Genomic DNA, 24,636 nt, shown 5'->3' on the forward strand with positions numbered 1-24,636 from the left:
CCTTCCGCCGGTGGCACACCTGATGTAGCCTGATCGCGAGCTGCCGAGCGGGACGTGCCGAAGTCCTTTTGCTGGCAGCGCTCATGCCGTCGGCAGGCGCACATCAAATTCAAATTGACATCTGATTGTATGCGGGTCCCTGCGGCTCCGCAGGCTTCGCATCCCAACATTTGGGGAGGCCGCAATGAAAATTCCGCGTCGTCAATTTCTGCAGCTGTCAGTGGCCGCTTCCACGCTCCCAATATCATCCCGGTTCGCCAGCGCGCAGAGTTACCCGACCCGACCGGTGCACCTGCTCGAAGGTTTTGGCGCCGGCGGAGCGCCCGACGTCGTCGCGCGATTGATCGGTCAATCGCTGTCGGAGCGCCTAGGAAATTCATTTGTCATCGAGAATCGCAGCGGCGCCACCGGCAACATCGCGACCGAGGCCGTCGTGCGGGCGCCTGCGGACGGCTACACGCTGCTGTTGGTCAGCGCGGGCAATGCGATAAATGCGACAATGTTCAAGCTTAGCTTCGACATCCTCCGAGACCTCGCGCCGGTTGCTGGCATCGTTCGTGTGCCGCTGGTCATGGAGGTCCACCCGTCGATTGCAGCCAAGTCGGTCGCGGAGTTCATCGCGTACGCGAAGGCCAATCCGGGCAAGGTCAACATGGCGTCCGCGGGGATCGGATCTTTGCCGCATGTGGCCGGCGAAATGTTCAAGACAATGGCTGGCGTCGATCTCTTTCACGTGCCCTATCGGGGCGCGCAGGTATTTCCTGCACTCTTAGCTGGCGAAGCTCAGGTCTATTTCGGCCCGATGCTCTCATCGATCGAGTATGTCAGGGCCGGCAGTTTTCGCGCGCTGGCGGTAACGACAGCGGCGCGTTCGCCAATATTGCCGGACGTTCCGGCTCTGGGCGAAATCTTGTCCGGTTACGAAGCAAGTGCATGGTACGGCATTGGCGCTCCAAGACACACGCCGGAAGAAGTCATCGAGAAGCTGAACAAGGCTGTCAATGTCAGCATCGCTGATCCGAAATTCCAGGCTCGGCTTGCCCATCTGGGCGGCACGCCCCTGGGCGGGTCGCCCGCGGATTTCGGCAAGCTGATCTCCGACGAGGTGAAGAAGTGGGGCAGGGTGATTATGGCGGCCAATATGAAACGGGAGTGAGGGCGCCTTTCAGCCGACGGATACACCCGCCTTTGCCCGGCTGATTCCGAGCGCCAGAATGCGATTCAGAAGGCCTGGGTAATCGAGCCCGTCGTGCTGAGCCGCGGTCGCGAACTCCTGGCTCTTCGCGATTTCGGGATTGGGGTTCGCCTCGATGAAATAGAGGGTGCCGTCGGCGGCAAGGCGAAAGTCGATGCGCCCGTATCCGTCGAGCCCCAGGGTTCGGTAGATGCGTTTCGCCGTGCGCTGAATCCGGGCCTGCACTTCCGGCGCAAGGTCGTCGGCCGGCCCGTCTACAATTCCAACCCGCTCCTGATAATCGGTATCATGCTTGACCTTCTCGGTGGCAATGTGCCGGGCGCCGCCCATGGTGCCGAACTTCAATTCCCAAACCGGCAGTACCCGCAGCCGATTGTTGCCGAGCACGCCGACATAGAGCTCGCGTCCCTCGATATATTGCTCGGCGATGGCGGCTGTCCCGACCCGCTCGTGAACGAAGGCGACGCGCTCGGCCAGCTTCTCGTCGGTATCGACGATGGAGGCTTGCGAGATGCCGAAGGATCCATCCTCGTTCAGGCTCTTGACGATCAGCGGCAGCGCAAGACGCGCTGGCCGTTTGACTTTATGGCGCATCGGAAACACGGCGAACGCCGGCACCGCGATCCGGCGGAAGTGCACCAGCGTCTTGGACAAATCCTTGCCACGCGCCAGGATCAGGCCGCGCGGGTTGCACCCGGTATAGGGCACCTGCATCAGCTCGAGTAAGCTCGGGATGTGCTGGTCATAGACGGGCTCGTGGTGAAACTGCTCGAGCAGGTTGAATACGACATGCGGCTTGAACTCTTCGATCGCTTCGCGAACCGGCTTGATTTCCTCCTGCACGCCGAGCGGGCGGACGTTATGGCCTGACGCGCGCAAGGTGCTTACGACGTCGTATTCCGTCTTCAATTCGTTGATTTGCCGCGCGGTATAGCCCTCGGTGGACTCCGGCGGTACGAAGTCCGGATGCATGAGCACGAGAACGCGCAGGCGTCTCATAGCGCGATCCATTTGCGCCGCGACGGGCCGAATAGCGCGTGCATGGTCTTGGCGGTCAGCAGGACGGTGAAATCCATCACAAGCTTCCGTTCGGCGCCGACGGCCCGCAGATCGAGCTCGCGGCAGCGGGAGATCATATCATCAAGCACGGCATCGAGCGTAAGCTGATTCTCGCCCGTCCACCGCGCCACCAGTTGCCTGATCTGGGCGCGGTGCCGCCTGATGAAGGACGAAGCCGGTCGCCCGCGGCGGTGCCGCGGATCGGCGGAAAACAGCCGGGAGAGGTCGCGGTCATAGGTTTTCGGCGGCGTGAAGGCGTAGAACGCCTGCTTCTTCTTGTAGTGCTCGCCGAGCGTCTCGCTGAGCTCATGCAGCGGATCGACGCGCTCCCGCGTCGTGATCGGCGGCCGCTTGCCGGCGATTTCAGCCATCAGCTCGTCGACATATTCGAGCTTCTTCAGCGCCGGCCAGCCGGCATAGCGCGTCCGCCAGTTCGAACGCGGCCGCAGCCAGACTGCGAAGGTTTCGGCAAAATCCTCGTCCGGGTGGCTCTGCGCGTACCAGAGCCGCAGATGCTGGACATAACGCCGGCTCGCTGGATTGGGCCGGTAGTAGCGCGGGTAGCGTTTCGAGGATGGGCCGAACAGCTGCTGCCAGCGCCGGCGGCGTTGCAACTGGTAGCCGTGCTGCATGGCATGCCCCGCCTCATGGCGGAGAATGGCCATGCACTCCGACCAGGTGCCGCCCTCGACATCGAGCATCATTTTCTTCTCGAGCTTCATCAGGCGGGGATGGGCGAGATAAAATGGAACGGCGATGCCGGGCACCTGTCCCGGACTGAACCATTCGCTCGATATCCATGTATGCGGCCGCAGCCGGATGCCCCGCTCTTCGAGCTCTTCATGGAGAGTGCTGACGCAATCTTCGAGCCAGGTGCCTTCGACCGTAACCCTCAGGCTGCTGAGGCGTTGCTTGAGCAACTGCTCGTCCGACAGCTTCTCCCAAGCATATTTCCGGCGCGGCATAGGCTTCCAGTTGGCGTGACTCGGCAGCCGGATGGTGTCATAGGATGCAGCTGCCATCAACCCGCCGGGGCTGGCGGGGTGGCGCAACGTGTGGTAGCTACGCCGCGCGGCAATGGGCCGCGTCTTGAACTATGGAGGTGTGCCATGCGCAAGCATCGCGATTTCGAAAACCTCCCCTGCTTTCAGCATCACGCGTAAGCGGCGGAAGTCCTTCCCATCCGAAACCCATGTCAAGCGTGGACGGCGGTTCGTTCATGGCGATGTCGAGCTGACCGAAAAGCTTGGCCGCAACGATCTGTGCCCATGCAGCTCCGGACGCAGGTTTCAAAGCCTGCTGCATGCAGTCCGGCGCCTATGACGGGTCGAACCGGAATTACTACTTTCAGGGAGTAGCTGCCGCGAGGCGGTGATCGAAGCATGCGTCATTCCGGGGCGCCGCGAACGCGGCGTGCCCGGAATTCGGGTGACGATCGGGTGGCGCATTCCGAAACTCCTAGCCGGGATCATAGGATTCCAGGAACGCCTCAGCGCCTGCTCGCGTAGGAAAGCGACCGAGCTCTCGATAATCGGGATCGTGCTCTGCCGTATCAGGCGAACGCAGCACGATAAATTCCCCGCCTTCCTGCTCGATCAGTTCGGTCAGGTCTTCACTTTTGTAAGGCGTCATGTCCCGGAAACCGCAACTCGGGCACTGATCGTCACACGTGCACGACCATTCATCGGTCCATCGGCGCCGGCACTGTGCGCACTTGTAGAAATTCAGAAACCAGGCCATGCGCGCCTCCTAGCGTCGCAAGCGATAACTTCCGCGCGAAACGAATTCGATGAATCCGCGGTCGCGCAGATATTGGAGCTGTTGGCGTATTTTCGGCCTGACGTTCTGATTGCCGGGATAGAGGTCGCCGAGGTGTCGTTCAAAGGCGTAGACTTCATCAAGCGTGAAATCGCGCTTGCCGAGTGACTCCACGCATTTCATGACGTCGAGCAGCCAGCCGCGTGTCTCCGGCGATTCGTTCCGGAGAAAGAGCGTCTTCTGCCACTCTTCGAGAACAATGTCCTTCGGACGGACGATGCCGTCCTTCACGATGTGAATCTTGCCGGAATCGGGCACGCGGGAAAGGATGATGTTCGACCCAATCCAGCCAGCGCGCCTCGCTGTTGCAGCAAGAGGCTTTCGCTCTTCGATGATCTCGCGGACAAAGAAGTGTTTTGGTACGATCAGGAGATTGACGACCGATAATGATTTGGCATCGTAGTTCATCAGCAATAGGTTCGGGTTATTGCTGGCCGCGAGCCGCTCGCATTTGGTCTTGTAGGCGCCGTCGGCAACCTTCGCGCCGAACTTTCCCTTCTGGCTCTTAAGCTCGAACTCCTCGCTACACGATCCGCAAAGGAAATCGGCGAGCGGGCTGTTATTCGGATATTGCGACATCTTCGCATTGCCGCAGTGCGGGCAGTACGCCCATGCGCTGACCCAGGCTTCGGTCCACGCGCGCGCCTTCTGGGTGCCGCTGGTGTAGAGGGATTGGGATTCTTCGAAGCCTAGTTTCATGCGCGTAGGGTAGCGCAATGGCTTTGAATTGCCAGAGGATGTCGATCTAAGATTGAATCCGGAATGTTGCTGTCCGTCATTGCGAGGAGCGAAGCAACGAAGCAATCCATTAGCTCCGAACGCCCCGGAAACATGGATTGCTTCGCTGCGCTCGCAATGACGGCGGGGAGGAAGCACCTACCTCTTCTTCCACCCACCCCGATGGCCCGGCGCACCGCCGCTTGAGCGCGGCGCGGGGCCGAACTCCGGGCCTGACTGGCGCGAGTCCGTCGGCTGGAAGATTTTGCTGCCGCTGCCGAACTCGGGCTTGCGCGGCTTTGCGGCTTCGGGGCGGTAGGGCAGGGATTCCGGGCCGTGCATTTCGTCGAGATGGGGTTTGTGGACTTTTGAGGCACTGCCGCCGCGGCTCACCCCACCTCGACCGCCTGCGGCGGTCGATCCTCCCCCTCCAGGGGAGGATGAAGAGGCGCCGCCGCGGCTGGATTTTAGGGATACCTGCACGCCTTTCTTCTTCATCGCGCTGACCGGCAGATTCGCTGATTCGCCGTACTTCTTCGTGCCCGCATAGGCACCGGCCTGTTTCTGCACGTTGCGCTGCTTGGCGGTGGGATCGTCCACCACCGCCATCTCCGTGGCGCGGAGGCGTTTGACTTCGTCGCGCAATCTTGCGGCTTCCTCGAAATTCAGGTCGGCAGCGGCTTCGCGCATCCTCGTTTCGAGGTCGGACAATACGGCTTCGAAGTTATGGCCGATCGAGATCACGTCATCCGCCATGCCGCCGTCGCCGATCTCGACCAGCACGTGGTCGCGCTCGTAGACGGAGTTGAGGATGTCGCCGATCGATTTCTTCACGCTCTCCGGCGTGATGCCGTGGGCCTGATTGTATTCGACCTGCTTCTCGCGGCGGCGGTTAGTTTCGGCGATGGCGCGCTCCATCGAACCGGTCATTTGATCGGCATAGAGGATCACCTTGCCGTCGACGTTGCGCGCGGCGCGGCCGATGGTCTGGATCAGCGAGGTCTCGCTGCGCAAAAAGCCTTCCTTGTCGGCGTCGAGGATCGCAACCAGCGCGCATTCGGGAATGTCGAGGCCTTCGCGCAACAGGTTGATGCCGACCAGCGCGTCGAACGCGCCGAGGCGAAGATCCCGGATGATCTCGATGCGCTCGATGGTGTCGATGTCAGAGTGCATGTAGCGGACGCGGATGCCCTGCTCGTGCAGATATTCGGTGAGGTCCTCCGCCATGCGCTTTGTCAGCACCGTGATCAGCGAGCGGTAGCCGGCCGCGGCGGTGGCGCGGACCTCGCCAACGAGATCGTCGACCTGCGTGCGCGCGGGGCGGATGTCCACGGGCGGATCGATCAGCCCGGTCGGACGGATCACCTGCTCGACGAATACGCCGCCGCTCTCGTTCAGCTCCCAGCCGGAAGGCGTCGCCGACACCGCGATCGATTGCGGGCGCATCATGTCCCATTCCTCGAAGCGCAGCGGCCTGTTGTCCATGCAAGAGGGCAGGCGGAAGCCATATTCGGCGAGCGTCGCCTTGCGGCGGAAGTCGCCGCGGAACATGGCGCCGATCTGCGGAATGCTGACATGGCTTTCGTCGGCGAACACCAGCGCGTTGTCGGGGACGTATTCGAACAGCGTCGGCGGCGGCTCGCCGGGGCGGCGGCCGGTGAGGTAACGCGAATAGTTCTCGATGCCGGCGCAGCTTCCCGTCGCCTCCATCATCTCCAGGTCGAAGGTGGTGCGCTGCTCCAGCCGCTGCGCTTCCAACAGGCGCCCCTGGTTGTTGAGCTCGTCGAGCCGCTGCTTCAACTCGGACTTGATCGACTTGATCGCCTGCACCAGTGTCGGGCGCGGCGTCACATAGTGCGAGTTGGCGTAGATCTTGATGAATTCAAGGTCGTCCTGCTTGTGGCCGGTGAGCGGATCGAACTCCTCGATGTTTTCCACGGTGTCGCCGAACAGGTTCACGCGCCAGGCGCGATCCTCATAGTGCGCCGGGAAGATGTCGATGACGTCGCCGCGGACGCGGAAGGTGCCGCGCGTGAAATCGTGCTGGGTGCGCTTGTACTGCAGCGCGACGAGGTCGGCAATCAACTGCCGCTGGTCGATGCGCTCGCCCTTCTTCAGCGCAAACGTCATCGCGGTATAGGTCTCGACCGAGCCGATACCGTAGATGCACGACACCGACGCGACGATGATGACGTCGTCGCGCTCCAGCAGGGCGCGGGTTGCCGCGTGGCGCATGCGGTCGATCTGCTCGTTGATGGACGAGTCCTTTTCGATGTAGGTGTCGGTGCGCGGGACGTAGGCTTCGGGCTGATAGTAGTCGTAGTACGAGACGAAATATTCCACCGCGTTGTCGGGGAAGAAATTCTTGAACTCGCCATAGAGCTGGGCGGCCAGTGTCTTGTTCGGCGCGAGAATCAGGGCCGGGCGCTGCGTCGCCTCGATCACCTTGGCCATGGTGTAGGTCTTGCCCGAGCCGGTGACGCCGAGCAGCACCTGCGTGCGGTCGTTGCGGTTGATACCTTCGACCAGCTCGGCGATCGCGGTCGGCTGGTCGCCTTTCGGTTGATACTCCGACTTGATCTCGAAGCGCACGCCGCCTTCGGATTTTTCCGGGCGCGGCGGCCGGTGCGGCGTCCACACCTTCAGCGAGCCATCGTCCTTGCGGAATTCGGGACGGCCGTCGCGGATCAGATGTTCCAGCGCCTCGGCGGTCGCCTTGACGCCGAGCGATTCCATCTTGCTGCGCGGCGGGCGGGCGAGGGCCTCCTCGTCGTCCTCCGCCGTCGGCAGGCCGAGCTGGCGCGCCAGTTCAGGATCGAGCGTCGGGATGGTGGCCGAGGTGCCGTAATTGGCCTGCGGGGCCTCTTCGAGGCCGTGTCCGGCGTCGCGTTTCGCGACGTCATCGCCCATCCCCTTGGTCGAAGCGCGCGCGCGATGCGCCGCGGCCTCGCCGCCGGCGCGGCGGTCCCAGGAATTGTCCGGCGGCGGCTGCAGGCCGGTGCCCGAGCCCATGCCGGCATCGCCGCGGTTGAGCGCGGGATTGAGCAGTTCCGCGAGCGCGGGCCCGATCGGCTGAACGTCGGGCCGGTGCGCCTTGGATTTCGGGGTTTTGACGGATTTTTGGGGAGTGTCGGGTTTCTTCGCCATCCGGCGAATATGGGATGAGTCAGCCAGCGAGAAAAGGGCAAATGGCCTCGTCCGCCATGCCGCACGCGGCCGTGTCAGCAGTTGTCAGTAAGGAACCGGCGCGCGCTCACGCGTGAAGATCGTCCGCTCTGGCGGATGCAGGCTTGACGATATCCAGATGAATCCCGCCGCAACGCGTGCAGCGCATGGTCCAGTATTCGGCGCCGGCGCGGCCCGGGATGACGCGCAGCACCGCGAGCGCGGCACTGCAGTCCGGGCAGTTCTCCAGCACCGGCGTCGCCAGCAGGATCTGTTCGGGATGCGGCAGCGGGAAGCCGCCGGGCCGAGCGCAGGCGCCGCTTACGGGTTGGTGAAGCGCGGGCTGAAGCGGTCGATATGGGCTTTCGCATCCGCGATCGCTGCTTCCGGATCCGACCACGCGAAACCGACTTCGAGCGTCGGGAACGCCATGCCGTCGATCACCACCGGCGCCTGGTCGGTCCGTTGAATCCTCGCGTGCCACAGCCCTCTCCCTGCTTCGAACGACTGAATTTCAAAGCCGCCGTAAATCATGGCGCATCCCCCGGAATTGCCCATGTGGCGACATCAGCACGGCGTGGTGAAGGCAAATGTGAACCGGTTCACATGTGGCGAATTTTTTGCGGTTCCGCGCCCTCCACTCCCTCTCCCCGCCCTTTGCGGGGAGAGGGGCTGCCTCAGCGAGTCGTTCTCTCTCGATGGACCTGTACTCCTCACCCGGATCGCATCTTTCGATGCGATCCGACCTCTCCCCGCAGGCGGGGAGAGGTTGGGGGTCTCGAGCATGCACCGCGTCACTGCGCACTGCGACGCGTCAAGGGGCTAGCCGCGAACTAGCGCCGCGTGCGGATGTGGTCGGCGAGCACGGCGGCGTCGTCGCCGACGCCTGACAGGAACGAGGAGTTCATCTTCGACAGCCATTGCAGGCCGAGGAAATACAGCCCCGGCACTTCCGAGATGCCGTTGTGGTGAACCGCCTCGCCGCGCTCGTCCAGCACGGGGACGTCGATCCAGCCGAAATCGACGCCGTAGCCGGTGGCCCAGATCACTGACGTGATACCCTCGGCAGCGAGGTCGAGGCGCGTCAGCGGGGTGGTGACGCAAGGCGGGTCGGCGACGGTCGTGCGGGCGTCCGGGTCCTCGGGCAGGTCGAGCCCGCGCCGCTTCACATAGGCGTCCACGGTGTCGAGGAAGGTGGAGTAGACGAGGTCGCCATCGACGAGGCTTTCGGCAAGGCCGGGCGCGATCTCGATGACGCCGTCCTGCGCCGCCTCGATGCGTCCGACCAGAACCATGCCCTCGGCGGCGAAGTTGCGGAAGTCGATGGTGCGGCCGCCATAGGCGCCGGAAATGACCGGGCCCAATCGCGCCGAGCCGCGCTCCTCCGGCGTCATCTGGTCGAGCCGCATGTCGGCCAGCCACCAGATCAAGTCGCGGCCCCGATAGCGCCGCGGCAGGCGGCGATGCCGTGCGATCGAGAGATAGACGCGGCGGCCGGCGTGCTGCAATTCCTCCGCGATCTGCGCCCCCGACGCGCCGGCGCCGGCGACCAGCACGGCGCCCGGCGGAAGCTGCGCCGGATTCTTGTAATCGCTGGCGTGGACCTGAAAAATTGGATGATCGCCCAGCACGTCGGGGATGACCTTGCGCTGATAGGGGCCGGTGGCGACGACGACGTTTTCGGCTGATATCGTGCCATCCGTGGTCTCGGCGATGAAACCTCCGCCGCCGCGCTGCGCGAGCCGCGTGACCGCAACGCCGCAACGGATCGGCGGCGCGACGAGTTCGGCATAGGCCTCGATATATCTGATAATGGTGCCAGTGTCGGAAAACGCATCGGGATCATCGTGCGGAAACGGAAAGTCCGGCAGCCGCACCGACCAGTTCGGAAACTGGAATTTCAGCCCGTCCCAGCGCTCGCTGCGCCAGCGCTCCGCGATGCGATGGCGCTCCAGCACCAGATGCGGCAGGCTGCGCTGCTTCAGCTGGTGGCTCATGGTGAGGCCGGCCTGGCCGCCGCCGATCACGAGCGTTTCGATCTTTTCATCCGGCATTTCTTATCCAACCTGGCGTTGGCTCTTGCGGCGTTGGGCGGGCTCCGCCGCGGCGCGGATGATCCAGCGCCGGAAGGCAGTGAAATCGCGTTGGGCGGTGCTGAAGCCGCGATAGACCAGGTACCAGCGCATGCCCTTCGGAACGCTTAACGCGAAGGGTGCGACCAGTCGCCCGGCGGCGAGGTCGTCGTCGATATAAGGACGGATTCCCATGGCGATGCCAAGCCCGTCGACCGCGGCCTGCAGGGCCTGGCCGTAATGGTCGAACTGGAGGCCGCGGGCGGTGATGCGACCCGCGCCGGCGGCTTCCAGCCATGACGGCCAGTCGTCCGGCGAATGCGCCACGCGCAGCAGAGTCGGGCCCTTCAGATCGGCGGGGCGCTTGAGCTGATTGGCAAGGCGCGGCGCGCAGACCGGCAGCAGATCGGCGGCAAACAGCGGCTCGGCGATCAGGCCGGGCCATTCGCCGCTCCCGAGCTTGATGCCGCAGCTCCAGTCATCGCCGAACGGCACCGCCGCGCCGCCCGTGGTGATGCGGACGTCGATGTCGGGCTCTTCTTTCCGGAACTCGGCCAGCCGCGGGATCAGCCATTTCATCGCAAAGGTCGGCCCGACGCCGATGGTCAGCACGCGGACGCTGGATGGCGCGGTAACCTGCGCGGTCAGGCTCGCCAGCGCATCGAAGATCGGGGTCAGCCCGCCTTGATAGGCGCGCCCCGCTGCCGTGGTGACGAGGCGGTTGGCCTTGCGCTCGAACAGCGCCACCCCGAGCCGCTCTTCCAAAAGGTGCACCATCCGGCTGACCGCGGCGGCGGAGACGTTGAGCTCGGCCCCGGCGGCGGCGAAGCTACCAGTCCGCGCCGCCGCTTCGAACGCCTTGATGCCGTTGAGAAAGAGCAGCCGCCGCACTTAACCCTCAGGAAAACTGATGCCAGAGCAAGATAACTCAGTTTGCAGGCGTCGTCCAAGCGGGGCACAACAATAGCTGTGATATCCTTTGGTTGAATCAGTGTGGCTTGCTCGTTTCAACCTCGCCCCGCACTTCGCGGGGAGAGGTCGGCGCGAAGCGCCGGGTGAGGGGCTTTCTCCGCGAGTCCGGCTGTGAGTGAATTCGCGGAGGCAGCCCCTCATCCCGACCCTCTAAGAGCGAGCTTCGCTCGTCTCGACCCCGTGAAGGACGGGGAGAGGGGGAAGAGGTCAGCGCTCGCAACTCAACCTGGCAGCGCTTACGCAGGAGACTTTTCGTGACGCCCCTGATGATCGCAGCGCTCGGTGCCCTCATGGTCGCGACGGCGTTTCTGTCGGGCCTGTTCGGCATGGCCGGCGGCATGATCCTGATCGGCGTACTGCTGGTGCTGATGCCGCTGCCGACCGCGATGGTGCTGCACGCGATCACGCAGATGGCTTCGAACGGTTGGCGCGCCTTTCTCTGGCGGGCGCATATCCGCTGGCGGCCGGTGTTCATCTATCTGATTGGCTGCGGGCTCGCGCTCGGCCTGTGGTCGCTGACCCGCTACGTGCCGGACAAGCCGGTCGCGCTGCTGCTGCTCGGCGCGACGCCGTTCATGGCGCGGCTGATGCCGAAGAACCTCAAGCCCAATCCGGACAGCATCTGGCAGGGAAGCTTTTACGGCTTCATCTGCATGGGGCTGATGCTGATGACCGGCGTCTCCGGCCCCCTAATGGACACGTTCTTTCTCGGCGGCAATTTCGGCCGGCGCGAAGTGGTGGCGACGAAGGCGACCTGCCAGGTGGCGAGCCATCTGACAAAGCTGGTCTATTTCGGCGGCATCATCGACCAGGCCGCGACGCTCGATCCGGTGCTGGCCGCGGTTGCGATCGCTGCCTCGATGCTCGGCACCACGCTGGCGCGGCGCATTCTGGAAGCGATGAGCGACGCGCAGTTTCGCACCTGGGCGAACCGGCTGATCACGACGGTCGCCGGCTACTACATCCTCTATGGAAGCTGGCTATTGTTCACGCGCAACAGCGCGCTGGCGTTTTGAGTTGGATCGCTTCTGATGCGGAGGCGCCGATGACCGAGACAGCGGACGCACTGGTGCTCGATCTCGTCGAATGGATCGCGCGCGAGCCACGGCTCTATGCCGAGGTGATCGAAACGTGGCGCACCTCATGCCCGCGGCTGGCGATCTGGGAGGATGCGGTCGATCGCGGCTATGTCGCGCGCGAGCCAGCGGCGGGCGGCGTGCGCGTCGCGATCACCGAAGGCGGCGCAAAGTTCCTGCGCGAGCATGGCCGCCGCGCATGATCCATTCATCACATTCGCGCGTGCAGCGCTCTTGCCGCTCGATCGCCGGTTGACTTGGGGCGGCGATCTGCCCAAATTCATGCAATCGCATCTTTTTGGCGAAAACAAGAAAATCAACGCATAGCGGGAATCGCCCCATGATCGATCTTCACTACTGGACCACGCCGAACGGCCACAAGATCACGATGTTCCTTGAAGAGACCGGGCTGCCGTACAAGATCATTCCGGTGAATATCGGCAAGGGCGAGCAATTCAAGCCGGAGTTTCTGGCGATCGCGCCGAACAATCGCATCCCTGCGATGGTCGATCATGAACCGAAGGGCGGGGGAAAGCCGATCTCGATCTTCGAGTCCGGCGCGATGCTGCTCTATCTCGCCGAGAAGACCGGAAAATTCCTCCCCGCCGATCTCTATGGCCGCTATGACGCGATCCAGTGGACGTTCTGGCAGATGGGTGGGCTCGGCCCGATGGCCGGACAGAACCATCACTTCAATGTCTATGCGCAGGAAAAGATCAAATACGCGATCGACCGCTATGTGAACGAGACCAACCGCCTCTATGGCGTGCTCAACAAGCGCCTCGCCGACCGCGAGTTCATCGCCGGCGACTATTCGATCGCCGACATGGCCTCCTATCCCTGGGTCGTGCCGTGGAAGAACCAGAGCCAGAACATCGACGACTTCCCGCATCTCAAGCGCTGGCTGGAGGCGATCCGCGCCCGCCCCGCTACCGAGCGCGCCTACGCCAAGCAAAGGAAGTCAATCCGAATTTCGGCCAACCGGTCAACCGCACCGAGGAGGAGCGGAAGATCCTGTTCGGCCAGACCGCCGCGGTGGTGCGGTAGAAATGGCCGGCCTCCCACCGTCATTGCGAGCGTTAGCGAAGCAATCCACGTTACCGCATAACGGATAGATGGATTGCTTCGTCGCTTGCGCTCCTCGCAATGACGGCCAGTCTGTGAGCCTCGTCAGCGAAGGTCGGCAGTTCATGATTGTGCGCCTTCGCGCGCAATCGTCGAGGCTGTAAATTAGTTCTATCCGATAACGATGTTAGCTTTGACGTAAAATGAAGGCGTAAGCTGTCTCCCCAATGGCCGTTCAGGGGAGGCGGGTCATGACCGAATTTGAAAGCAAACTGGAGCGATTTGAGACTCTCGCCGCCGAGTGCGATCTGATCAGCAAATTGACTGACGATGCCGCGAAGCGGGAATTGTATTTGCGCCTCGGCCTGCATTACCGCGAACTCGCCGGCGATATGCGGGCGGTGATCGCCGCCAGTGTTGCGCCCGGCGTCAGCAGCCGCGATAGCGCGGCGTCCGGCGCTCGATCCAGGCATTGATACCTTCGGCGAGGTCGGCGGCCGGCACCAACGCCGCGAATTGCTCGCTCTCGACCTGCAGCCCTTCGGCAATCGCCATGTTCAGTCCGCGGGTCACCGCGGTGATGATGCCGCCAGCTGCGAGCGGCGAATGCCTGATGATCCGCTGCGCCAGCTCGCGCGCGGCGGGCAGCAGCGCATCATGCGGCACCACGCGGTTGACCAGCCCGATCTCCAGCGCCCGTTCCGGCGAGAAGGGATCGCCGGTCAATAGCAGTTCGAGCGCGCGCTTGCGGCCGGCGAGCCGCGGCAGCCGCTGCGTTCCACCAAAGGTCGGCGGCATGCCGAGATTGATTTCCGGTTTGGCAAATCGCGCGCGGTCGCTGGCAATGGCAAGATGAACCGCTTCGGTGATCTCGCAGCCGCCGCCGAAGGCGAGGCCGTTCACGGCGGCAATCACCGGCTTGCGGAACGCTTCGAGCCGTGCGGTCATCGCCTGTCCGCGCCGCACGAAGTCGCGAATCGCCGTGTCGCGGCCCTGGCGGACGCTGCCGGAGAATTCGTGGATGTCAGCGCCGGCGGAAAAGGCGCGCCCGCCTGCGCCGGTCAGGATCACGGCGCGTACGGCAGCATCGGTCTCGACCGTGTCCAGCACCGCCATCAGGCGGTCGATCAGCGCGTAGTTCAGCGCATTGAGCTTGTCCGGGCGGTTCAGCGTGACCATCGCAAGGCCGTCACTGGTTTCGAGCAGGATGGGGTCGGACATCTTGAAGGCCTCTGCTAAGGGTTGACGATCTCGTGTCCCGGACGCAGTGCGGCGCGGAGTGACGTACTGCAGAGCCGGGACCAATGCCGGGTGGTGGGCCCCGGCTCTGCAGCGCATCACTTGCGTGCTGCGCTGCGTCCGGGGCACGCGGACGGCGCCCTAAGACTTCCGCAACAGCGCCGGATTGCGGGGATAGACTAGAAGCCCGGCCGCGTTGTGTATATTCACTGGTTAGTATACATCGGTGCGATGGCACGAACGGGTACTCCGACGCGCGAACGCATCATCTCGGCGGCCAACGCGCTGTTCTACAATGACGGCATTCGCGGCGTCAGCGTCGACGCCGTGGCCGAGAAGGCCGGCGTCACCAAGCGGACGCTGTATTATCATTTCAGGAGCAAAGACGATCTGGTGACGGCCTATCTCGCCGGCCGCGATCAGCCGAATCTTGCGCTGTTCCGAAAATGGTTTTCGGAGGCCGAGGGCGATTTGCCTGCGAAGGTCGAAGCCATTTTCCGCAACCTTGCCCGTTCGGCGCGGCATCCGAAGTGGAAGGGCTGCGGCTTCCTGCGCACGTCCGCCGAGCTCGCCAACATGCCCGGTCATCCCGCGGTCAAGATCGGCGCCGCCCACAAGAAGAAGTTCGAGGAATGGCTGCGCGCGACCTTCGCGGCGGAAGGCGTCGCCGAGCCGTTGCAGCTCGCGCGGCAAATCCTGCTGCTGCTGGATGGCTCCTTCGCCGTCGTGCTGCTGCACCGCGATCCCTCCTACATGGAAACGGCGGGCGAGGCGGCATCTTCTCTGATGGCAGCCGCGATGGTGCGGCGGCGGAGCCGGCGTCAGCGCAGACGCCTCGCCGGGGCCGATTGACAGCCGCGAGATGGCCCGGCATCCAGCTGACGCTGCATGTAGGGCGCATCGGCTTGGGCCGAAGGGGCTATGCCCACCTACGCGACGTCATCAGTAGCTGCGCCCATGCCCAATCTCGAAAACCTTCGCAAACAGGCCAAGCTCATCCTGCGCTGGCATCGTGACCGATACTATCCGGTCGCCGCCCAGATCAGGTCGGGCTTGCCTCGCTTCAGCCAGATGACCGATCCTGACATCCTCGCGCACAGTTTTCGCCTGAGCGATGCGCAGGAACTGGTCGCGCGGCAGCATGGTTTCGAAAGCTGGCAGGCGCTCAAGATGGGATTGCCGACCATGCCAGACCATGCAGACACCACGACCACCGCTGTTGTCATCACCGCCGCCGAGCCCCAGCTCTTCGTCGTCGATATCAAGGCGTCCTGCGATTTCTTCACGGGCAAGCTGGGCTTCAGCATCGTGTTCACCTACGGAGAGCCGCCATTCTACGCGCAGGTCGCGCGCGACGCGGCGCGGATCAATTTGCGCTGCGTCGCCCGGCCGCCGATCGATCCCGAACTGCGCGACCGTGAAGAGTTGCTTGCCGCTTCGCTGACGGTCGCGACGGCAGAAGAGATCAAAAAGCTCTTCCTCGCCTATCAGTCGGCGGGCGTGACGTTCTTCCAGATGCTAAGACGCGAGCCGTGGGGCGCGCGCGATTTCATCGTGAAGGATCCGGACGGCAACCTGCTGCTGTTTGCAGGGCCCGCGGAGTAGCGTTCGCAACTACGATCGGTTTCGTAGGGTGGGCAAAGCGAAGCGTGCCCACCATCATCTTCGTGCCGTATCCCGCGGTGGGCACGGCGTAAGAGCGCCTTTGCCCACCCTACGGCACTTCGTTTCCCGGGCGGAGCGATCGGCGCTCAAACACACCGCGCTCGTGCAGCATCGCCAGCACGGCATTCAGGTCCGGCAGCACCGCCGCGCATTTCGCCCGCGTCTCCTCTGTCGGCGGTGCCATGTCCGGCACCATGATCGTGATTGCGCCGGCGGCGTGGAAGGCGGCGACGCCGTGGTTGGAATCTTCCACGGCGACGCAGAGTTGCGGAGCGAAGCCGAGGCGCGAAGCGGCGAGGAGATAGAGATCGGGGCTCGGCTTGCCGTGCGTGACGTCGTCGAGTGTCAGGATGGTGTCGAAGCGCGCGCGGATTCTGGCCAGCGATAAATGGCGCTCGGCGTTACGCCGGGAGGAGGACGTCACGATCGCCGTCGGGCAATTGGCGGCGGCGAGGGCGTCTAGCAGTTCGATCGTGCCTGATTTGAGCGGCAGGCCGGCCTCCATCAACCGGTCGCGGTTGACGAGGAAGGCGTTGTTGATGTCGGCCAGCGGAAAGTCTTTGCCATAACGATCGAGCAGCATCGCTTCGCAGGCCGGCCCGGGAAGGCCGACCATGGCGTGGCACAGCGCGACGGAACCATCGGCATAGCCGGCCGCATCGAGCGCCGCGACGAGGCTGTCGAAATAGACCTTTTCGGTATCGAGCAGCGTGCCGTCCATGTCGAGCAGGACGGCACTGACGTTCCATTTTCCGGTCACGCAGCACCCGCCTCCGTGCGCCGTTTGGCGAGTTTGCGCAGGCAGTCCGGGCAGAGGCAGTCGCCGCCGTCCACAGGCATCGGCATCCGGAATGCCTCGTCACTGCACCAGCACGGGCCGGACAGGTTGCAGCCGAACTCGGTGCCGCAAGAGGCGCAGGCGAGGCGCCGCGGGGGCTGATGTTCCGGACGGCTTGTCATCGATGAGGCCATTTCCTGACGTGGAATTAATCACGGGTTCACGTTGAACCACGCTATACTCTCGCAGCACTATACGCCGGTGGATCTTTCAAGGGAAATCCGATGGCCCGCGATTCGCAAGCAGCGCTGGTTGCGCTCAATCGCTTTGGCTTCGGCGCGCGCGGCGGAGCCTCCGGCGATTTTCTCAATGCGGCCTCCGATCCGCGCGGCTTCGTCAAGGCGGATCTCGCTCGTTCCAACGGCGCGCTGCTCGAAGTGCCGGGATTGCAGTCGACGCCGGCGCTCGGCAAGGCGGTGTTCGACTATCAGTTCGGAGTTCAGCAGGCGCGCGAAGCGGCGGCCAAGTCCGCAGCGCCCGCGACCGAAGGTCAATCGCCGCCGGATGCGAAAGCGCAGCGGCGAAACCTTTCGCTCAACAGCATCGCCATGGATATGGCGCCAAAGGAACAGTCGAGGGAACAGGCGGCGAAGCCGCCGGAGAATCCCAATGCGACGATGGCGCCGGCCGAGACGATGCGGCCGAACGCGCCAAGGCCGCCGGCACCGCTCAACATCATCCAGAAAACCTTTCGCGCCGAGGCGCTCGCGCGGCTGCAGCGTGCCATCATCGCCGATTGCGGATTTGTCGAACGCCTGGTGGTGTTCTGGTCGAATCATTTCTGTATTTCCGCGAGCAAGGGCGGGCCGGCGCGGATGTGGGCCGGCTCGTTCGAGCGCGAGGCGATCCGGCCCTATGTGCTCGGGCGCTTTGCCGATATGCTGAAGGCGGTCGAGCAGCATCCGGCGATGCTGTTCTTTCTCGACAACCAGCAGTCGCTCGGGCCGGACTCCCGCGCCGGGAGAAACCGCAATCGTGGACTGAACGAGAATCTGGCGCGCGAGATCTTGGAGCTGCATACGCTCGGCGTCGGCGGCGGCTATTCGCAGGAAGACGTGACGGCGCTGGCCAACGTCATCACGGGCTGGACCTATGCCGGAAGGCTCGGCCAGTTGGGGCCGCCCGGCAGTTTTGTATTCAACGCCAATGCGCATCAGCCGGGCGCTCAGCGGGTGATGGGCAAGATCTACGACGCCCCGGGCGTGACGCAAGGCGAGGCGGTGCTTTCAGACATCGCGCGCCATCCGTCGACCGCGAAATTCATCGCCGGCAAGTTCGTGCGTCACTTCGTGGCCGACGATCCGCCGCCCGCACTGGTGGCGCGGCTCACCGATGTCTTCACCAGGACGGACGGCGATCTCAAGGCGCTGGCGATGGCGCTGGTGGATTCCGACGAGGCGTGGGCGGCGCCGCTCGCCAAGATGCGCTCGCCCTATGAATTCCTGATCGCGGCCGGCCGGCTGCTGGCGCAGATCCCGAACGATCCCGCCCGCTATCTCGGCGGCCTCAACACGCTGGGCCAGCCATTATGGTCACCCGCCGGGCCGAACGGCTTTCCCGATACCAGCGCAGCCTGGGCGTCGCCGGAAGGCGTCAAGCTGCGGCTCGACATATCCGCGCAGATCGCCTCGCGGCTGGCCGACGGCGTCGATCCGCGCGACCTGCTCGAGCTGGCCGCCGCGGACGCGGCATCGGCCGAAACGCGGCGGACCATCGAGCGCGCGGAATCGCGCCAGCAGGCGCTGGCGCTGCTACTGATGTCGCCGGAATTCCAGAGGAGATGACGTCGATGGAGACCACGATGGATTGCTGCGAAGGCATCAGATCGTCAGCGATCTCGCGGCGTGGCGTGTTGCTCGGTGGCGCCTCCTTTGCGGCTTGGGCGCACCTGCCGAAATTCGCGCGCGCCGCCGACGGCCGCGATCCGCGGCTGGTCGTGATCATCCTGCGTGGCGCGCTCGATGGTCTCGCCACGGTGGCGCCGATCGGCGATCCTGATTACGTCGGACTGCACGGCGCGATCGCGCTCACGTCGAATGGCCCGAACGCGGCCCTGCCGCTGGATTCGTTCTTCGCGCTGCATCCGGCGATGCCGGAATTCGCGCGGATGTACCGCGAGAAGAAAGCCGCGGTGATCCACGCCGTGGCGACGCCCTATCGCGACCGCTCGCATTTCGACGGGCAGGACGTGCTCGAGAGCGGCTTTGCCGGGCCAGGCCGGGTGCAATCGGGCTGGCTCAATCGCGCGCTGGAAGGCCTGCCGAAAGGTGAGCGCGTGACGAGCGCGCTTGCGGTCGGTCCGACCACGCCGCTGGTGTTGCGCGGCGCGGCGCCAACCGTCGGTTGGGCGCCGGTCGCAGTGCCGCAAGCTGCCGAGGATACCGCGATGCGGCTGGTCGAGCTTTATCAGCACCGCGATCCGGCGCTGGCGAGCGCGTTGAAGCAGGGCATTGCGCTCGACAAAACAGCGCAAGGCGACGACATGAAGCCGAAGCCGGGCACCAATGGCGGCGCGATGCGGCTGGTGGCGCGCGGTGCGGCCAAGCTGATGGCCGCCGATGACGGCCCGCGGATCGGCGCACTGGCGTTCGACGGCTGGGACACGCACGCCAATGAAGGCGGCCCGGTCGGCCGGCTCGCGCAACTGCTCGGCGGCCTCGACGGCGCGCTCGCCGAATTCGAAACCGGATTGGGTCCGCGCTGGCGCGATACCGTGATCATCGTCGCCACTGAATTCGGCCGCACCGCGCGGATCAACGGCACGCAAGGCACCGATCACGGCACCGGCACGCTGGCGCTGCTCGCCGGCGGCGCCGTGAAGGGCGGACGCGTGATCGCCGACTGGCCGGGGCTGAAGCCCGCCAACCTCTACCAGGGCCGCGACCTCGCCCCGACCGCCGATTTGCGCGCGGTGATGAAGGGCGTGCTGAAGGACCAGTTCGGCCTCGCCGACAAAGTGCTGGCGGAGAACGTGTTCCCGGACAGCAGCGCGGTGAAGCCGATGCAGGGGTTGATTGGGTAGATGCTAGTCCCACCCACGGTGTCGTCCCGGCCTTGAGCCGGGACCCATAATCACTGCAGAGAATTGCTGAAAGGCGCTGTTGCCTCGGCGCGGCGCAACCGCGAGCTTCTGTGGTTATGGGTCCCCGCGTTCGCAGGGACGACGACAACTAAGACCTACTTCGTCATCTGATCCACTTCCGCCATCTCTTCCACGCTCAGCGTCCAGCTGATCGCATTCGCGTTCTGCTCGACCTGTTCGACGCGGGTGGCGCCGGCGATGACGCTGGCGACTTGCGGGCGTTGGGCGAGCCAGGAGAAGGCCAGCTTAAGCAAGGAGTGGCCGCGCGCTTGCGCAAACGCCTGCAGCTTTTCGACGATGTCCTCGTTGCGCTTGGTGACGTAGCGGTCCTTCAGGGCAGGCGCCTTGGCGAAGCGGGTGTCGGCGGGAGCATCTGTACCGCGCTTGTACTTGCCGGTAAGCAGGCCACTTGCGAGCGGGAAGAACGGCAACAGGCCGAGCTTGTATTCCGCTGCTGCCGGCAAGAGATCTTTCTCGATGCCGCGCACCACGAGGCTGTATTCGTCCTGGCAGGAGATGAAGCGGCTCACATTCATCTGTCGCGCCAGCATTTCGGCTTCTGCGATGCGCCACGCCGGAAAGTTCGAATTGCCGATGTAGCGGACCTTGCCCTGGCGGACGAGATCGTCGAGCGCGCGCAGCGTCTCTTCCATCGGTGTCAGTGGGTCATAGTCGTGTTGCTGGTAGAGGTCGATGTAATCGGTCTTCAGCCGCTTCAGGCTCGCTTCCACCGCTTCCATGATGTAGCGGCGCGAGGCGCCCTGCTTGGTGCCGTCATTGCTCATGGGCTTGGCATATTTCGTCGCCAGCACGATGTCCTTGCGGCGGTCGCCGAGCACCGCGCCGAGCACGGTCTCGGAGCCGCCCATGCCGGCATAGATGTCGGCGGTGTCGAACAGGGTGATGCCGAGGTCGATCGCCTTGTGGATGACCTTGCGCGAGGTCTCCAGATCGGTGCGCTGGCCGAAATTGTTGCAGCCGAGGCCGACGGCGGAAACACGCAGGCCGGAGCCGCCGAGGTTGCGAATTTGCATGGATCGATCCTGTGGGAAGAGCGGGAGAGGACCGGTATTTTGGCCCGCACAGAGCCAACCCGCAAGCAGCGGGAGTTCCGGCATTCGCGCTTGGCAGCCATGCGGCACAAAAAGAGGCGGCCCCGGTCAGACGCGGCGACTGACGGGGACCGCTTGGGGCGTGTGATCTGAGACGGGGGCCTGATCAGACGCAGCTGCAACCTATCCGCGCCGTGTTACGCCGGCGTGACAGCGGGACTTATCCACAGGCACGCCGGCATCGGCAGGCACAGACCTGTCACAGCATCTTGCGGTACACAACGAAGCCTGAGCGCTCCGCCACTTTGTCGTAGAGCTGCATCGCGGTGTGGTTGGTCTCGTGGGTCTGCCAATAGACGCGAGAGCAGCCGGCGCGCTTGGCCTGGTCGTAGACGCCGTTGATCAGCGCGCGGCCGACGCCTCTGACGCGCGCTGCCGGATCGGTGAAGAGGTCCTGCAGATAGCAGTTCGGCTCGATCATGGTGGTTGAGCGGTGAAACAGATAATGCGTCAGTCCGAGCAACTTGCCGCCGCGCTCGGCAACCAGCGCATGCACCGGCTCGTAGGCATCGAAGAAGCGCGCCCACGTCATCGCGGTGATCTCGGGCGCCAGTGCGGTCGGGCCAGAGCGGCCATAGAAGGTGTTGTAGCCGTCCCACAGTGGCAGCCATTGCGCGTAGTCCTGACGGGTGACGAAGCGGATGGTGAGGTCGCCTGGCATTGCGGGATTTCCGTTTTGGTGAGATGGGCGCGCCGGGACGCACGAAAGACGTCTGTGCATTAGTACAGACGCGGCAATGCTGGATCAATGTCACAAAAAGCGCGGCGGTGCCGCGCCGCTACTCCGCGGCGCCGAGATGGTGGGCGAGGCTGCGATGGCTGCCGCGCAGCGCGCGATAATAGTCGGCGCTGCCGGGATCGTCGGAGTGGCGGACAAGATCGGTGACCGGCATGTAGCTCAGCATGCGGCCGCCGTCCGGCAGCGCCGTGCAGGTGAAGCGCAACACCTGCCCGTCGGCGAGGTTGATGTTGATCGGTGTGGAATCGCCGGTGCGGATCATTTCGGTGCGCTTGGCGATGAAGGTGCTGAGTTCGTCCTCGGGCAGTTGCCAGGCGCCGGTGTCGCGGCCGTGATACATCAGTGCGATGAAGGGCGGCTTGCTGTCGGCCTGCTCGTCGGACAGCTTGAAATAATCGCGGAAGGCGCGGTTGATGAATTCGGCGCGGGTATCGGCATCGAGCAGTACGATGCCGATATCGACCTGATCGAGCGCGGCCGACAGGCGATCGGCGGTGGCGTGATGCTTGTCCTGCCAGGCCAGCGTATCGATCCATTTCTGCCTGAGCAGGCCGGTGATCAGCGCGGTGCCGCCGGCGGTCGCCGCCAGCAGCAACATGCGCGACAGATCCGACATGTCATAGCCGGGCGTGGCGCGGTGGTTGAGGAAGAACAGCGCGGACGACGTTACCGCAATGACGGCACTCGCCATGCCCGAGGCGATGCCGCTGCTTGCGGCGGAAAGCGCAACGATACAGACGAACAGCGGCGCGGGATTGGGTACGGCAACGAAATGCCGGTCGATCAGGAAGGCGAGGAGCGCCGTCGCTGCCGTGAGGATCGGACCGGAGATTGCGTGCCAGTTGAACTGCATGCCGGTTCTCGCCGCTTGCCGGGAATAAGGCACAAGCATGCCTGATTGTTGCGATTGTGCACGCGTTTCTGCCGCTAGTCCTAAGAGAGCGTTGTCCGCGTGCGTAAGATTTTCGTGCTTTTGAAATCAAATGATATCGAGTTAAGGAACGCCGTACCGCGCCCGACGATTGGCGCACGCCATTTTGCAAGAGGACGTCAATGCCCACCGTTTCGCCCACGCTGCTCCCGGTCCTGATGCTGTTTGCCTCCAACGTCTTCATGACGTTTGCCTGGTACGGCCATCTGAAGTTCAAGGAAAGCCCGCTGCCCGTCGTCGTGGTGGTAAGCTGGGGGATCGCCTTTATCGAATACTGGCTGGCGGTGCCGGCCAACCGCTGGGGCAGCGCGGTGTATTCGGCGGCGCAGCTCAAGACCATGCAGGAGGTGATCACGCTGGTGGTGTTCGCCGCGTTCTCGGTGCTTTATCTCAAGGAGCCGCTGGGCTGGAACCATGCGCTCGGCTTTCTCTTCATCGCGATCGGCGCGTTCCTGATCTTCCACAAATGGGGGTGAGGGTTGTTGTATCTGGTATTCGAAATAAAGCGCCGGCTCGCCTTCCCGTTTCGTTTTTGATTTCGTGAAAGGACGTTGATAGCTTCCTGCTTTTCCCGCTAGCAGGAAGCCGTCATGCACCTATCGCGCCTTGTTTCGTCCTTCGTGCGTTCCTTGATCGCTTTGGCGCTGGCGGCCACGGCAGCGCACGCCGCGCCGGTGACGGACGTTCACGCGCTGACGCAGAAGGAGCAGCAGGCGCTGCTCGATACGCTGCGCGATCTCGTCAACATCGAGTCCGGCAGCAAGGACATCGACGGGCTGAACCAGATCGCCGGGCGCATCGCCGGCCAGCTCAAGGGGTTGGGCGCCACTGTCGAGGTTCTGCAGCCCACCGACGTCTACCGCCTGGACGACACGCCGGAGAAGGTGGGCCCGGCCGTGCAGGCCGTGTTCAAGGGCACAGGCAGCGCGAAGATCATGCTGATCGCGCACATGGACACAGTGTACCTCAAGGGGATGCTGAAGGATCAGCCGTTTCGCGTCGATGGCGACAAGGCCTACGGGCTCGGCATAGCCGACGACAAGCAGGGCATCGCTCTCATCATCCATGCCGTGGCGCTGCTGCAGAAGCTGAACTTCAACGGGTACGGTACACTGACCGTGCTGATCAATGGCGACGAGGAGATCTCTTCGCCCGCCTGGCGCAGCGCCATCACCCGCCTCGCGGCGGAGCAGGACGCGGTGTTTTCGTTCGAAGGCGGCGGCCTCGATGGCACGCTGCGGCTCGCCACCAGCGGCATCGGCTCGGCCTATCTCACGGTGCAGGGCAGGGCCTCGCATGCGGGCTCAAGGCCGGAAGGCGGCGTCAACGCGCTCTATGAGCTGTCGCACCAGCTGTTGCAGATGAAGGATCTGTCAAAACCGGAGCAGGGGTTGAAGCTGAACTGGACCGTCGCCACCGCCGGGACCAACCGCAACGTGATCCCCGCCGAAGCCGCCGCCCAGGCCGATGCGCGCGCCCTCAAAGTTTCGGATTTCGATGCGCTCGAAAAGGCGCTGCAGGACAAGATCAAGAACCGGCTATTGCCTGACGCCAAGGTGGGCCTGAAATTCGAGGTGCGCCGTCCGCCGCTCGAGCCGAACGACGCCGCGCGCCGCGTCACCGAGCATGGCAAAACGATCTATCAGGAGATCGGCCTCGCGCTCAACGTCGCCGAGAAGGCGACCGGCGGCGGCACCGACGCGGCATTCGCCGGCCTCAAGGCCAAAGGCGCCGTGGTCGAAGGCATGGGGCTTTCCAGCTTCGGCGCGCACTCCAACGATGCCGAGTATGTGAAGATCGACAGCATCGTGCCGCGCCTCTATCTCACCACGCGCCTGATTATGGATATGTCTACCGGCAAGCTGAAGTAGGTTTGAAGCCCACGCGATGC

The 24,636-nt window shown here is 64.0% G+C and carries 25 protein-coding genes and 1 pseudogene; 12 read left to right on the plus strand and 14 right to left on the minus strand.

What is annotated here, in order from left to right; translation table 11 throughout:
• Positions 1-184: 184 nt before the first annotated feature.
• Positions 185-1,156 (plus strand): tripartite tricarboxylate transporter substrate binding protein, encoded by a 972-nt coding sequence (locus tag QA643_RS06420; protein ID WP_283032353.1) that lies wholly within the window; start codon positions 185-187, stop codon positions 1,154-1,156.
• 9 nt (positions 1,157-1,165) lie between these two features.
• Here the strand turns inward: QA643_RS06420 and QA643_RS06425 are convergent, their stop codons facing one another.
• The gene (locus QA643_RS06425) at positions 1,166-2,194 is read right to left on the minus strand and encodes an ATP-grasp domain-containing protein (protein ID WP_283032354.1); all 1,029 of its coding nucleotides are present in this window, start codon (positions 2,192-2,194) and stop codon (positions 1,166-1,168) included.
• Positions 2,191-3,276 carry a putative zinc-binding metallopeptidase gene (locus QA643_RS06430; RefSeq protein ID WP_283032355.1) on the minus strand — a complete coding sequence of 362 codons (1,086 nt, stop codon included), beginning with the start codon at positions 3,274-3,276 and terminating at the stop codon, positions 2,191-2,193. The genes QA643_RS06425 and QA643_RS06430 overlap by 4 nt, the downstream gene beginning before the upstream one ends.
• A 55-nt stretch (positions 3,277-3,331) precedes the next feature.
• Here QA643_RS06430 and QA643_RS06435 point away from each other — a divergent pair, with 55 nt between their 5' ends.
• Entirely contained in the window at positions 3,332-3,577 is a 246-nt protein-coding gene (locus QA643_RS06435) for an SEC-C metal-binding domain-containing protein (protein ID WP_283032356.1), read from the plus strand.
• A 135-nt stretch (positions 3,578-3,712) separates the two neighbouring features.
• Here the strand turns inward: QA643_RS06435 and QA643_RS06440 are convergent, their stop codons facing one another.
• From QA643_RS06440 to QA643_RS06470, 7 genes are all read right to left on the minus strand, one after another.
• Positions 3,713-3,994 (minus strand): hypothetical protein, encoded by a 282-nt coding sequence (locus tag QA643_RS06440; protein ID WP_283032357.1) that lies wholly within the window; start codon positions 3,992-3,994, stop codon positions 3,713-3,715.
• Positions 3,995-4,003: 9 nt separating this feature from the next.
• Positions 4,004-4,771 carry a DpnI domain-containing protein gene (locus tag QA643_RS06445; protein WP_283032358.1) on the minus strand — a complete coding sequence of 256 codons (768 nt, stop codon included), beginning with the start codon at positions 4,769-4,771 and terminating at the stop codon, positions 4,004-4,006.
• A gap of 177 nt (positions 4,772-4,948) precedes the next feature.
• Positions 4,949-7,936: an excinuclease ABC subunit UvrB gene (gene uvrB, locus QA643_RS06450; protein WP_283032359.1), complete on the minus strand. Its 2,988-nt coding sequence runs from the start codon at positions 7,934-7,936 to the stop codon at positions 4,949-4,951.
• Between the two features lie 106 nt (positions 7,937-8,042).
• Complete coding sequence (locus tag QA643_RS06455; RefSeq protein WP_283034730.1) at positions 8,043-8,243, minus strand: hypothetical protein; 201 nt, start codon at positions 8,241-8,243, stop codon at positions 8,043-8,045.
• A 32-nt stretch (positions 8,244-8,275) separates the two neighbouring features.
• Positions 8,276-8,488, minus strand: coding sequence for a hypothetical protein (locus QA643_RS06460; protein WP_283032360.1), 213 nt, complete (start codon positions 8,486-8,488; stop codon positions 8,276-8,278).
• 299 nt (positions 8,489-8,787) lie between these two features.
• Positions 8,788-10,008 carry an NAD(P)-binding domain-containing protein gene (locus tag QA643_RS06465; RefSeq protein WP_283032361.1) on the minus strand — a complete coding sequence of 407 codons (1,221 nt, stop codon included), beginning with the start codon at positions 10,006-10,008 and terminating at the stop codon, positions 8,788-8,790.
• A 3-nt stretch (positions 10,009-10,011) separates the two neighbouring features.
• Positions 10,012-10,917 carry a LysR substrate-binding domain-containing protein gene (locus tag QA643_RS06470; RefSeq protein ID WP_283032362.1) on the minus strand — a complete coding sequence of 302 codons (906 nt, stop codon included), beginning with the start codon at positions 10,915-10,917 and terminating at the stop codon, positions 10,012-10,014.
• A gap of 335 nt (positions 10,918-11,252) precedes the next feature.
• On the opposite strand from QA643_RS06470, the gene QA643_RS06475 reads away from it, so the two are divergent.
• The 4 genes and pseudogenes from QA643_RS06475 to QA643_RS06490 all read left to right on the plus strand — a co-directional run bounded on the left by QA643_RS06475 (position 11,253) and on the right by QA643_RS06490 (position 13,615).
• The gene (locus tag QA643_RS06475) at positions 11,253-12,014 is read left to right on the plus strand and encodes a sulfite exporter TauE/SafE family protein (RefSeq protein WP_283032363.1); all 762 of its coding nucleotides are present in this window, start codon (positions 11,253-11,255) and stop codon (positions 12,012-12,014) included.
• Positions 12,015-12,043: 29 nt separating this feature from the next.
• The gene (locus tag QA643_RS06480; protein WP_283032364.1) at positions 12,044-12,277 is read left to right on the plus strand and encodes a hypothetical protein; all 234 of its coding nucleotides are present in this window, start codon (positions 12,044-12,046) and stop codon (positions 12,275-12,277) included.
• 137 nt (positions 12,278-12,414) lie between these two features.
• A pseudogene (locus QA643_RS06485) lies at positions 12,415-13,121 on the plus strand (glutathione S-transferase N-terminal domain-containing protein).
• Between the two features lie 269 nt (positions 13,122-13,390).
• Positions 13,391-13,615 carry a hypothetical protein gene (locus QA643_RS06490; RefSeq protein ID WP_283032365.1) on the plus strand — a complete coding sequence of 75 codons (225 nt, stop codon included), beginning with the start codon at positions 13,391-13,393 and terminating at the stop codon, positions 13,613-13,615.
• On the opposite strand, the gene QA643_RS06495 is transcribed toward QA643_RS06490, so the two are convergent.
• Positions 13,569-14,360: a crotonase/enoyl-CoA hydratase family protein gene (locus tag QA643_RS06495; protein ID WP_283032366.1), complete on the minus strand. Its 792-nt coding sequence runs from the start codon at positions 14,358-14,360 to the stop codon at positions 13,569-13,571. The two genes, QA643_RS06490 and QA643_RS06495, sit on opposite strands and share 47 nt — an antisense overlap.
• A 249-nt stretch (positions 14,361-14,609) precedes the next feature.
• Between QA643_RS06495 and QA643_RS06500 the strand changes: the two genes are divergently transcribed.
• The gene (locus QA643_RS06500; protein ID WP_283032367.1) at positions 14,610-15,230 is read left to right on the plus strand and encodes a TetR/AcrR family transcriptional regulator; all 621 of its coding nucleotides are present in this window, start codon (positions 14,610-14,612) and stop codon (positions 15,228-15,230) included.
• 105 nt (positions 15,231-15,335) lie between these two features.
• Positions 15,336-15,983 carry a VOC family protein gene (locus tag QA643_RS06505; RefSeq protein ID WP_283032368.1) on the plus strand — a complete coding sequence of 216 codons (648 nt, stop codon included), beginning with the start codon at positions 15,336-15,338 and terminating at the stop codon, positions 15,981-15,983.
• A gap of 109 nt (positions 15,984-16,092) precedes the next feature.
• Here QA643_RS06505 and QA643_RS06510 read toward each other — a convergent pair whose 3' ends face one another.
• Positions 16,093-16,803, minus strand: a complete 711-nt coding sequence (locus tag QA643_RS06510) for an HAD family phosphatase (protein WP_283032369.1) — start codon at positions 16,801-16,803, stop codon at positions 16,093-16,095.
• A gap of 302 nt (positions 16,804-17,105) precedes the next feature.
• Between QA643_RS06510 and QA643_RS06520 the strand changes: the two genes are divergently transcribed.
• Both QA643_RS06520 and QA643_RS06525 read left to right on the plus strand, forming a co-directional pair.
• Positions 17,106-18,665: a DUF1800 family protein gene (locus tag QA643_RS06520; protein WP_283032371.1), complete on the plus strand. Its 1,560-nt coding sequence runs from the start codon at positions 17,106-17,108 to the stop codon at positions 18,663-18,665.
• 5 nt (positions 18,666-18,670) lie between these two features.
• Positions 18,671-19,903 carry a DUF1501 domain-containing protein gene (locus QA643_RS06525; protein ID WP_283032372.1) on the plus strand — a complete coding sequence of 411 codons (1,233 nt, stop codon included), beginning with the start codon at positions 18,671-18,673 and terminating at the stop codon, positions 19,901-19,903.
• 155 nt (positions 19,904-20,058) lie between these two features.
• Here QA643_RS06525 and QA643_RS06530 read toward each other — a convergent pair whose 3' ends face one another.
• The 3 genes from QA643_RS06530 to QA643_RS06540 form a co-directional block, all read right to left on the minus strand.
• The gene (locus QA643_RS06530) at positions 20,059-20,997 is read right to left on the minus strand and encodes an aldo/keto reductase (protein ID WP_283032373.1); all 939 of its coding nucleotides are present in this window, start codon (positions 20,995-20,997) and stop codon (positions 20,059-20,061) included.
• A 277-nt stretch (positions 20,998-21,274) separates the two neighbouring features.
• Entirely contained in the window at positions 21,275-21,736 is a 462-nt protein-coding gene (locus QA643_RS06535; RefSeq protein ID WP_283032374.1) for a GNAT family N-acetyltransferase, read from the minus strand.
• A 118-nt stretch (positions 21,737-21,854) separates the two neighbouring features.
• On the minus strand, positions 21,855-22,667 hold the full coding sequence (locus QA643_RS06540) for a PAS-domain containing protein (RefSeq protein WP_283032375.1): 813 nt from the start codon (positions 22,665-22,667) through the stop codon (positions 21,855-21,857).
• 200 nt (positions 22,668-22,867) lie between these two features.
• Here QA643_RS06540 and QA643_RS06545 point away from each other — a divergent pair, with 200 nt between their 5' ends.
• Positions 22,868-23,221, plus strand: coding sequence for a DMT family protein (locus QA643_RS06545; RefSeq protein ID WP_283032376.1), 354 nt, complete (start codon positions 22,868-22,870; stop codon positions 23,219-23,221).
• 114 nt (positions 23,222-23,335) lie between these two features.
• On the plus strand, positions 23,336-24,616 hold the full coding sequence (locus QA643_RS06550) for a M20/M25/M40 family metallo-hydrolase (protein ID WP_283032377.1): 1,281 nt from the start codon (positions 23,336-23,338) through the stop codon (positions 24,614-24,616).
• Positions 24,617-24,636: the final 20 nt, after the last annotated feature.

Source organism: Bradyrhizobium sp. CB3481 (genome assembly GCF_029714305.1).
Classification (GTDB): Bacteria; Pseudomonadota; Alphaproteobacteria; order Rhizobiales; family Xanthobacteraceae; genus Bradyrhizobium.

Coding starts and splice junctions, on each gene's coding strand:
- QA643_RS06420 (WP_283032353.1), top strand. CDS start 185: ATGAAAATTCCGCGTCGTCAATTTCTGCAGCTGTCAGTGGCCGCTTCC.
- QA643_RS06425 (WP_283032354.1), bottom strand. CDS start 2,194: ATGAGACGCCTGCGCGTTCTCGTGCTCATGCATCCGGACTTCGTACCG.
- QA643_RS06430 (WP_283032355.1), bottom strand. CDS start 3,276: ATGGCAGCTGCATCCTATGACACCATCCGGCTGCCGAGTCACGCCAAC.
- QA643_RS06435 (WP_283032356.1), top strand. CDS start 3,332: ATGGGCCGCGTCTTGAACTATGGAGGTGTGCCATGCGCAAGCATCGCG.
- QA643_RS06440 (WP_283032357.1), bottom strand. CDS start 3,994: ATGGCCTGGTTTCTGAATTTCTACAAGTGCGCACAGTGCCGGCGCCGA.
- QA643_RS06445 (WP_283032358.1), bottom strand. CDS start 4,771: ATGAAACTAGGCTTCGAAGAATCCCAATCCCTCTACACCAGCGGCACC.
- uvrB (WP_283032359.1), bottom strand. CDS start 7,936: ATGGCGAAGAAACCCGACACTCCCCAAAAATCCGTCAAAACCCCGAAA.
- QA643_RS06460 (WP_283032360.1), bottom strand. CDS start 8,488: ATGATTTACGGCGGCTTTGAAATTCAGTCGTTCGAAGCAGGGAGAGGG.
- QA643_RS06465 (WP_283032361.1), bottom strand. CDS start 10,008: ATGCCGGATGAAAAGATCGAAACGCTCGTGATCGGCGGCGGCCAGGCC.
- QA643_RS06480 (WP_283032364.1), top strand. CDS start 12,044: ATGACCGAGACAGCGGACGCACTGGTGCTCGATCTCGTCGAATGGATC.
- QA643_RS06490 (WP_283032365.1), top strand. CDS start 13,391: ATGACCGAATTTGAAAGCAAACTGGAGCGATTTGAGACTCTCGCCGCC.
- QA643_RS06495 (WP_283032366.1), bottom strand. CDS start 14,360: ATGTCCGACCCCATCCTGCTCGAAACCAGTGACGGCCTTGCGATGGTC.
- QA643_RS06500 (WP_283032367.1), top strand. CDS start 14,610: ATGGCACGAACGGGTACTCCGACGCGCGAACGCATCATCTCGGCGGCC.
- QA643_RS06505 (WP_283032368.1), top strand. CDS start 15,336: ATGCCCAATCTCGAAAACCTTCGCAAACAGGCCAAGCTCATCCTGCGC.
- QA643_RS06520 (WP_283032371.1), top strand. CDS start 17,106: ATGGCCCGCGATTCGCAAGCAGCGCTGGTTGCGCTCAATCGCTTTGGC.
- QA643_RS06525 (WP_283032372.1), top strand. CDS start 18,671: ATGGAGACCACGATGGATTGCTGCGAAGGCATCAGATCGTCAGCGATC.
- QA643_RS06530 (WP_283032373.1), bottom strand. CDS start 20,997: ATGCAAATTCGCAACCTCGGCGGCTCCGGCCTGCGTGTTTCCGCCGTC.
- QA643_RS06535 (WP_283032374.1), bottom strand. CDS start 21,736: ATGCCAGGCGACCTCACCATCCGCTTCGTCACCCGTCAGGACTACGCG.
- QA643_RS06540 (WP_283032375.1), bottom strand. CDS start 22,667: ATGCAGTTCAACTGGCACGCAATCTCCGGTCCGATCCTCACGGCAGCG.
- QA643_RS06545 (WP_283032376.1), top strand. CDS start 22,868: ATGCCCACCGTTTCGCCCACGCTGCTCCCGGTCCTGATGCTGTTTGCC.
- QA643_RS06550 (WP_283032377.1), top strand. CDS start 23,336: ATGCACCTATCGCGCCTTGTTTCGTCCTTCGTGCGTTCCTTGATCGCT.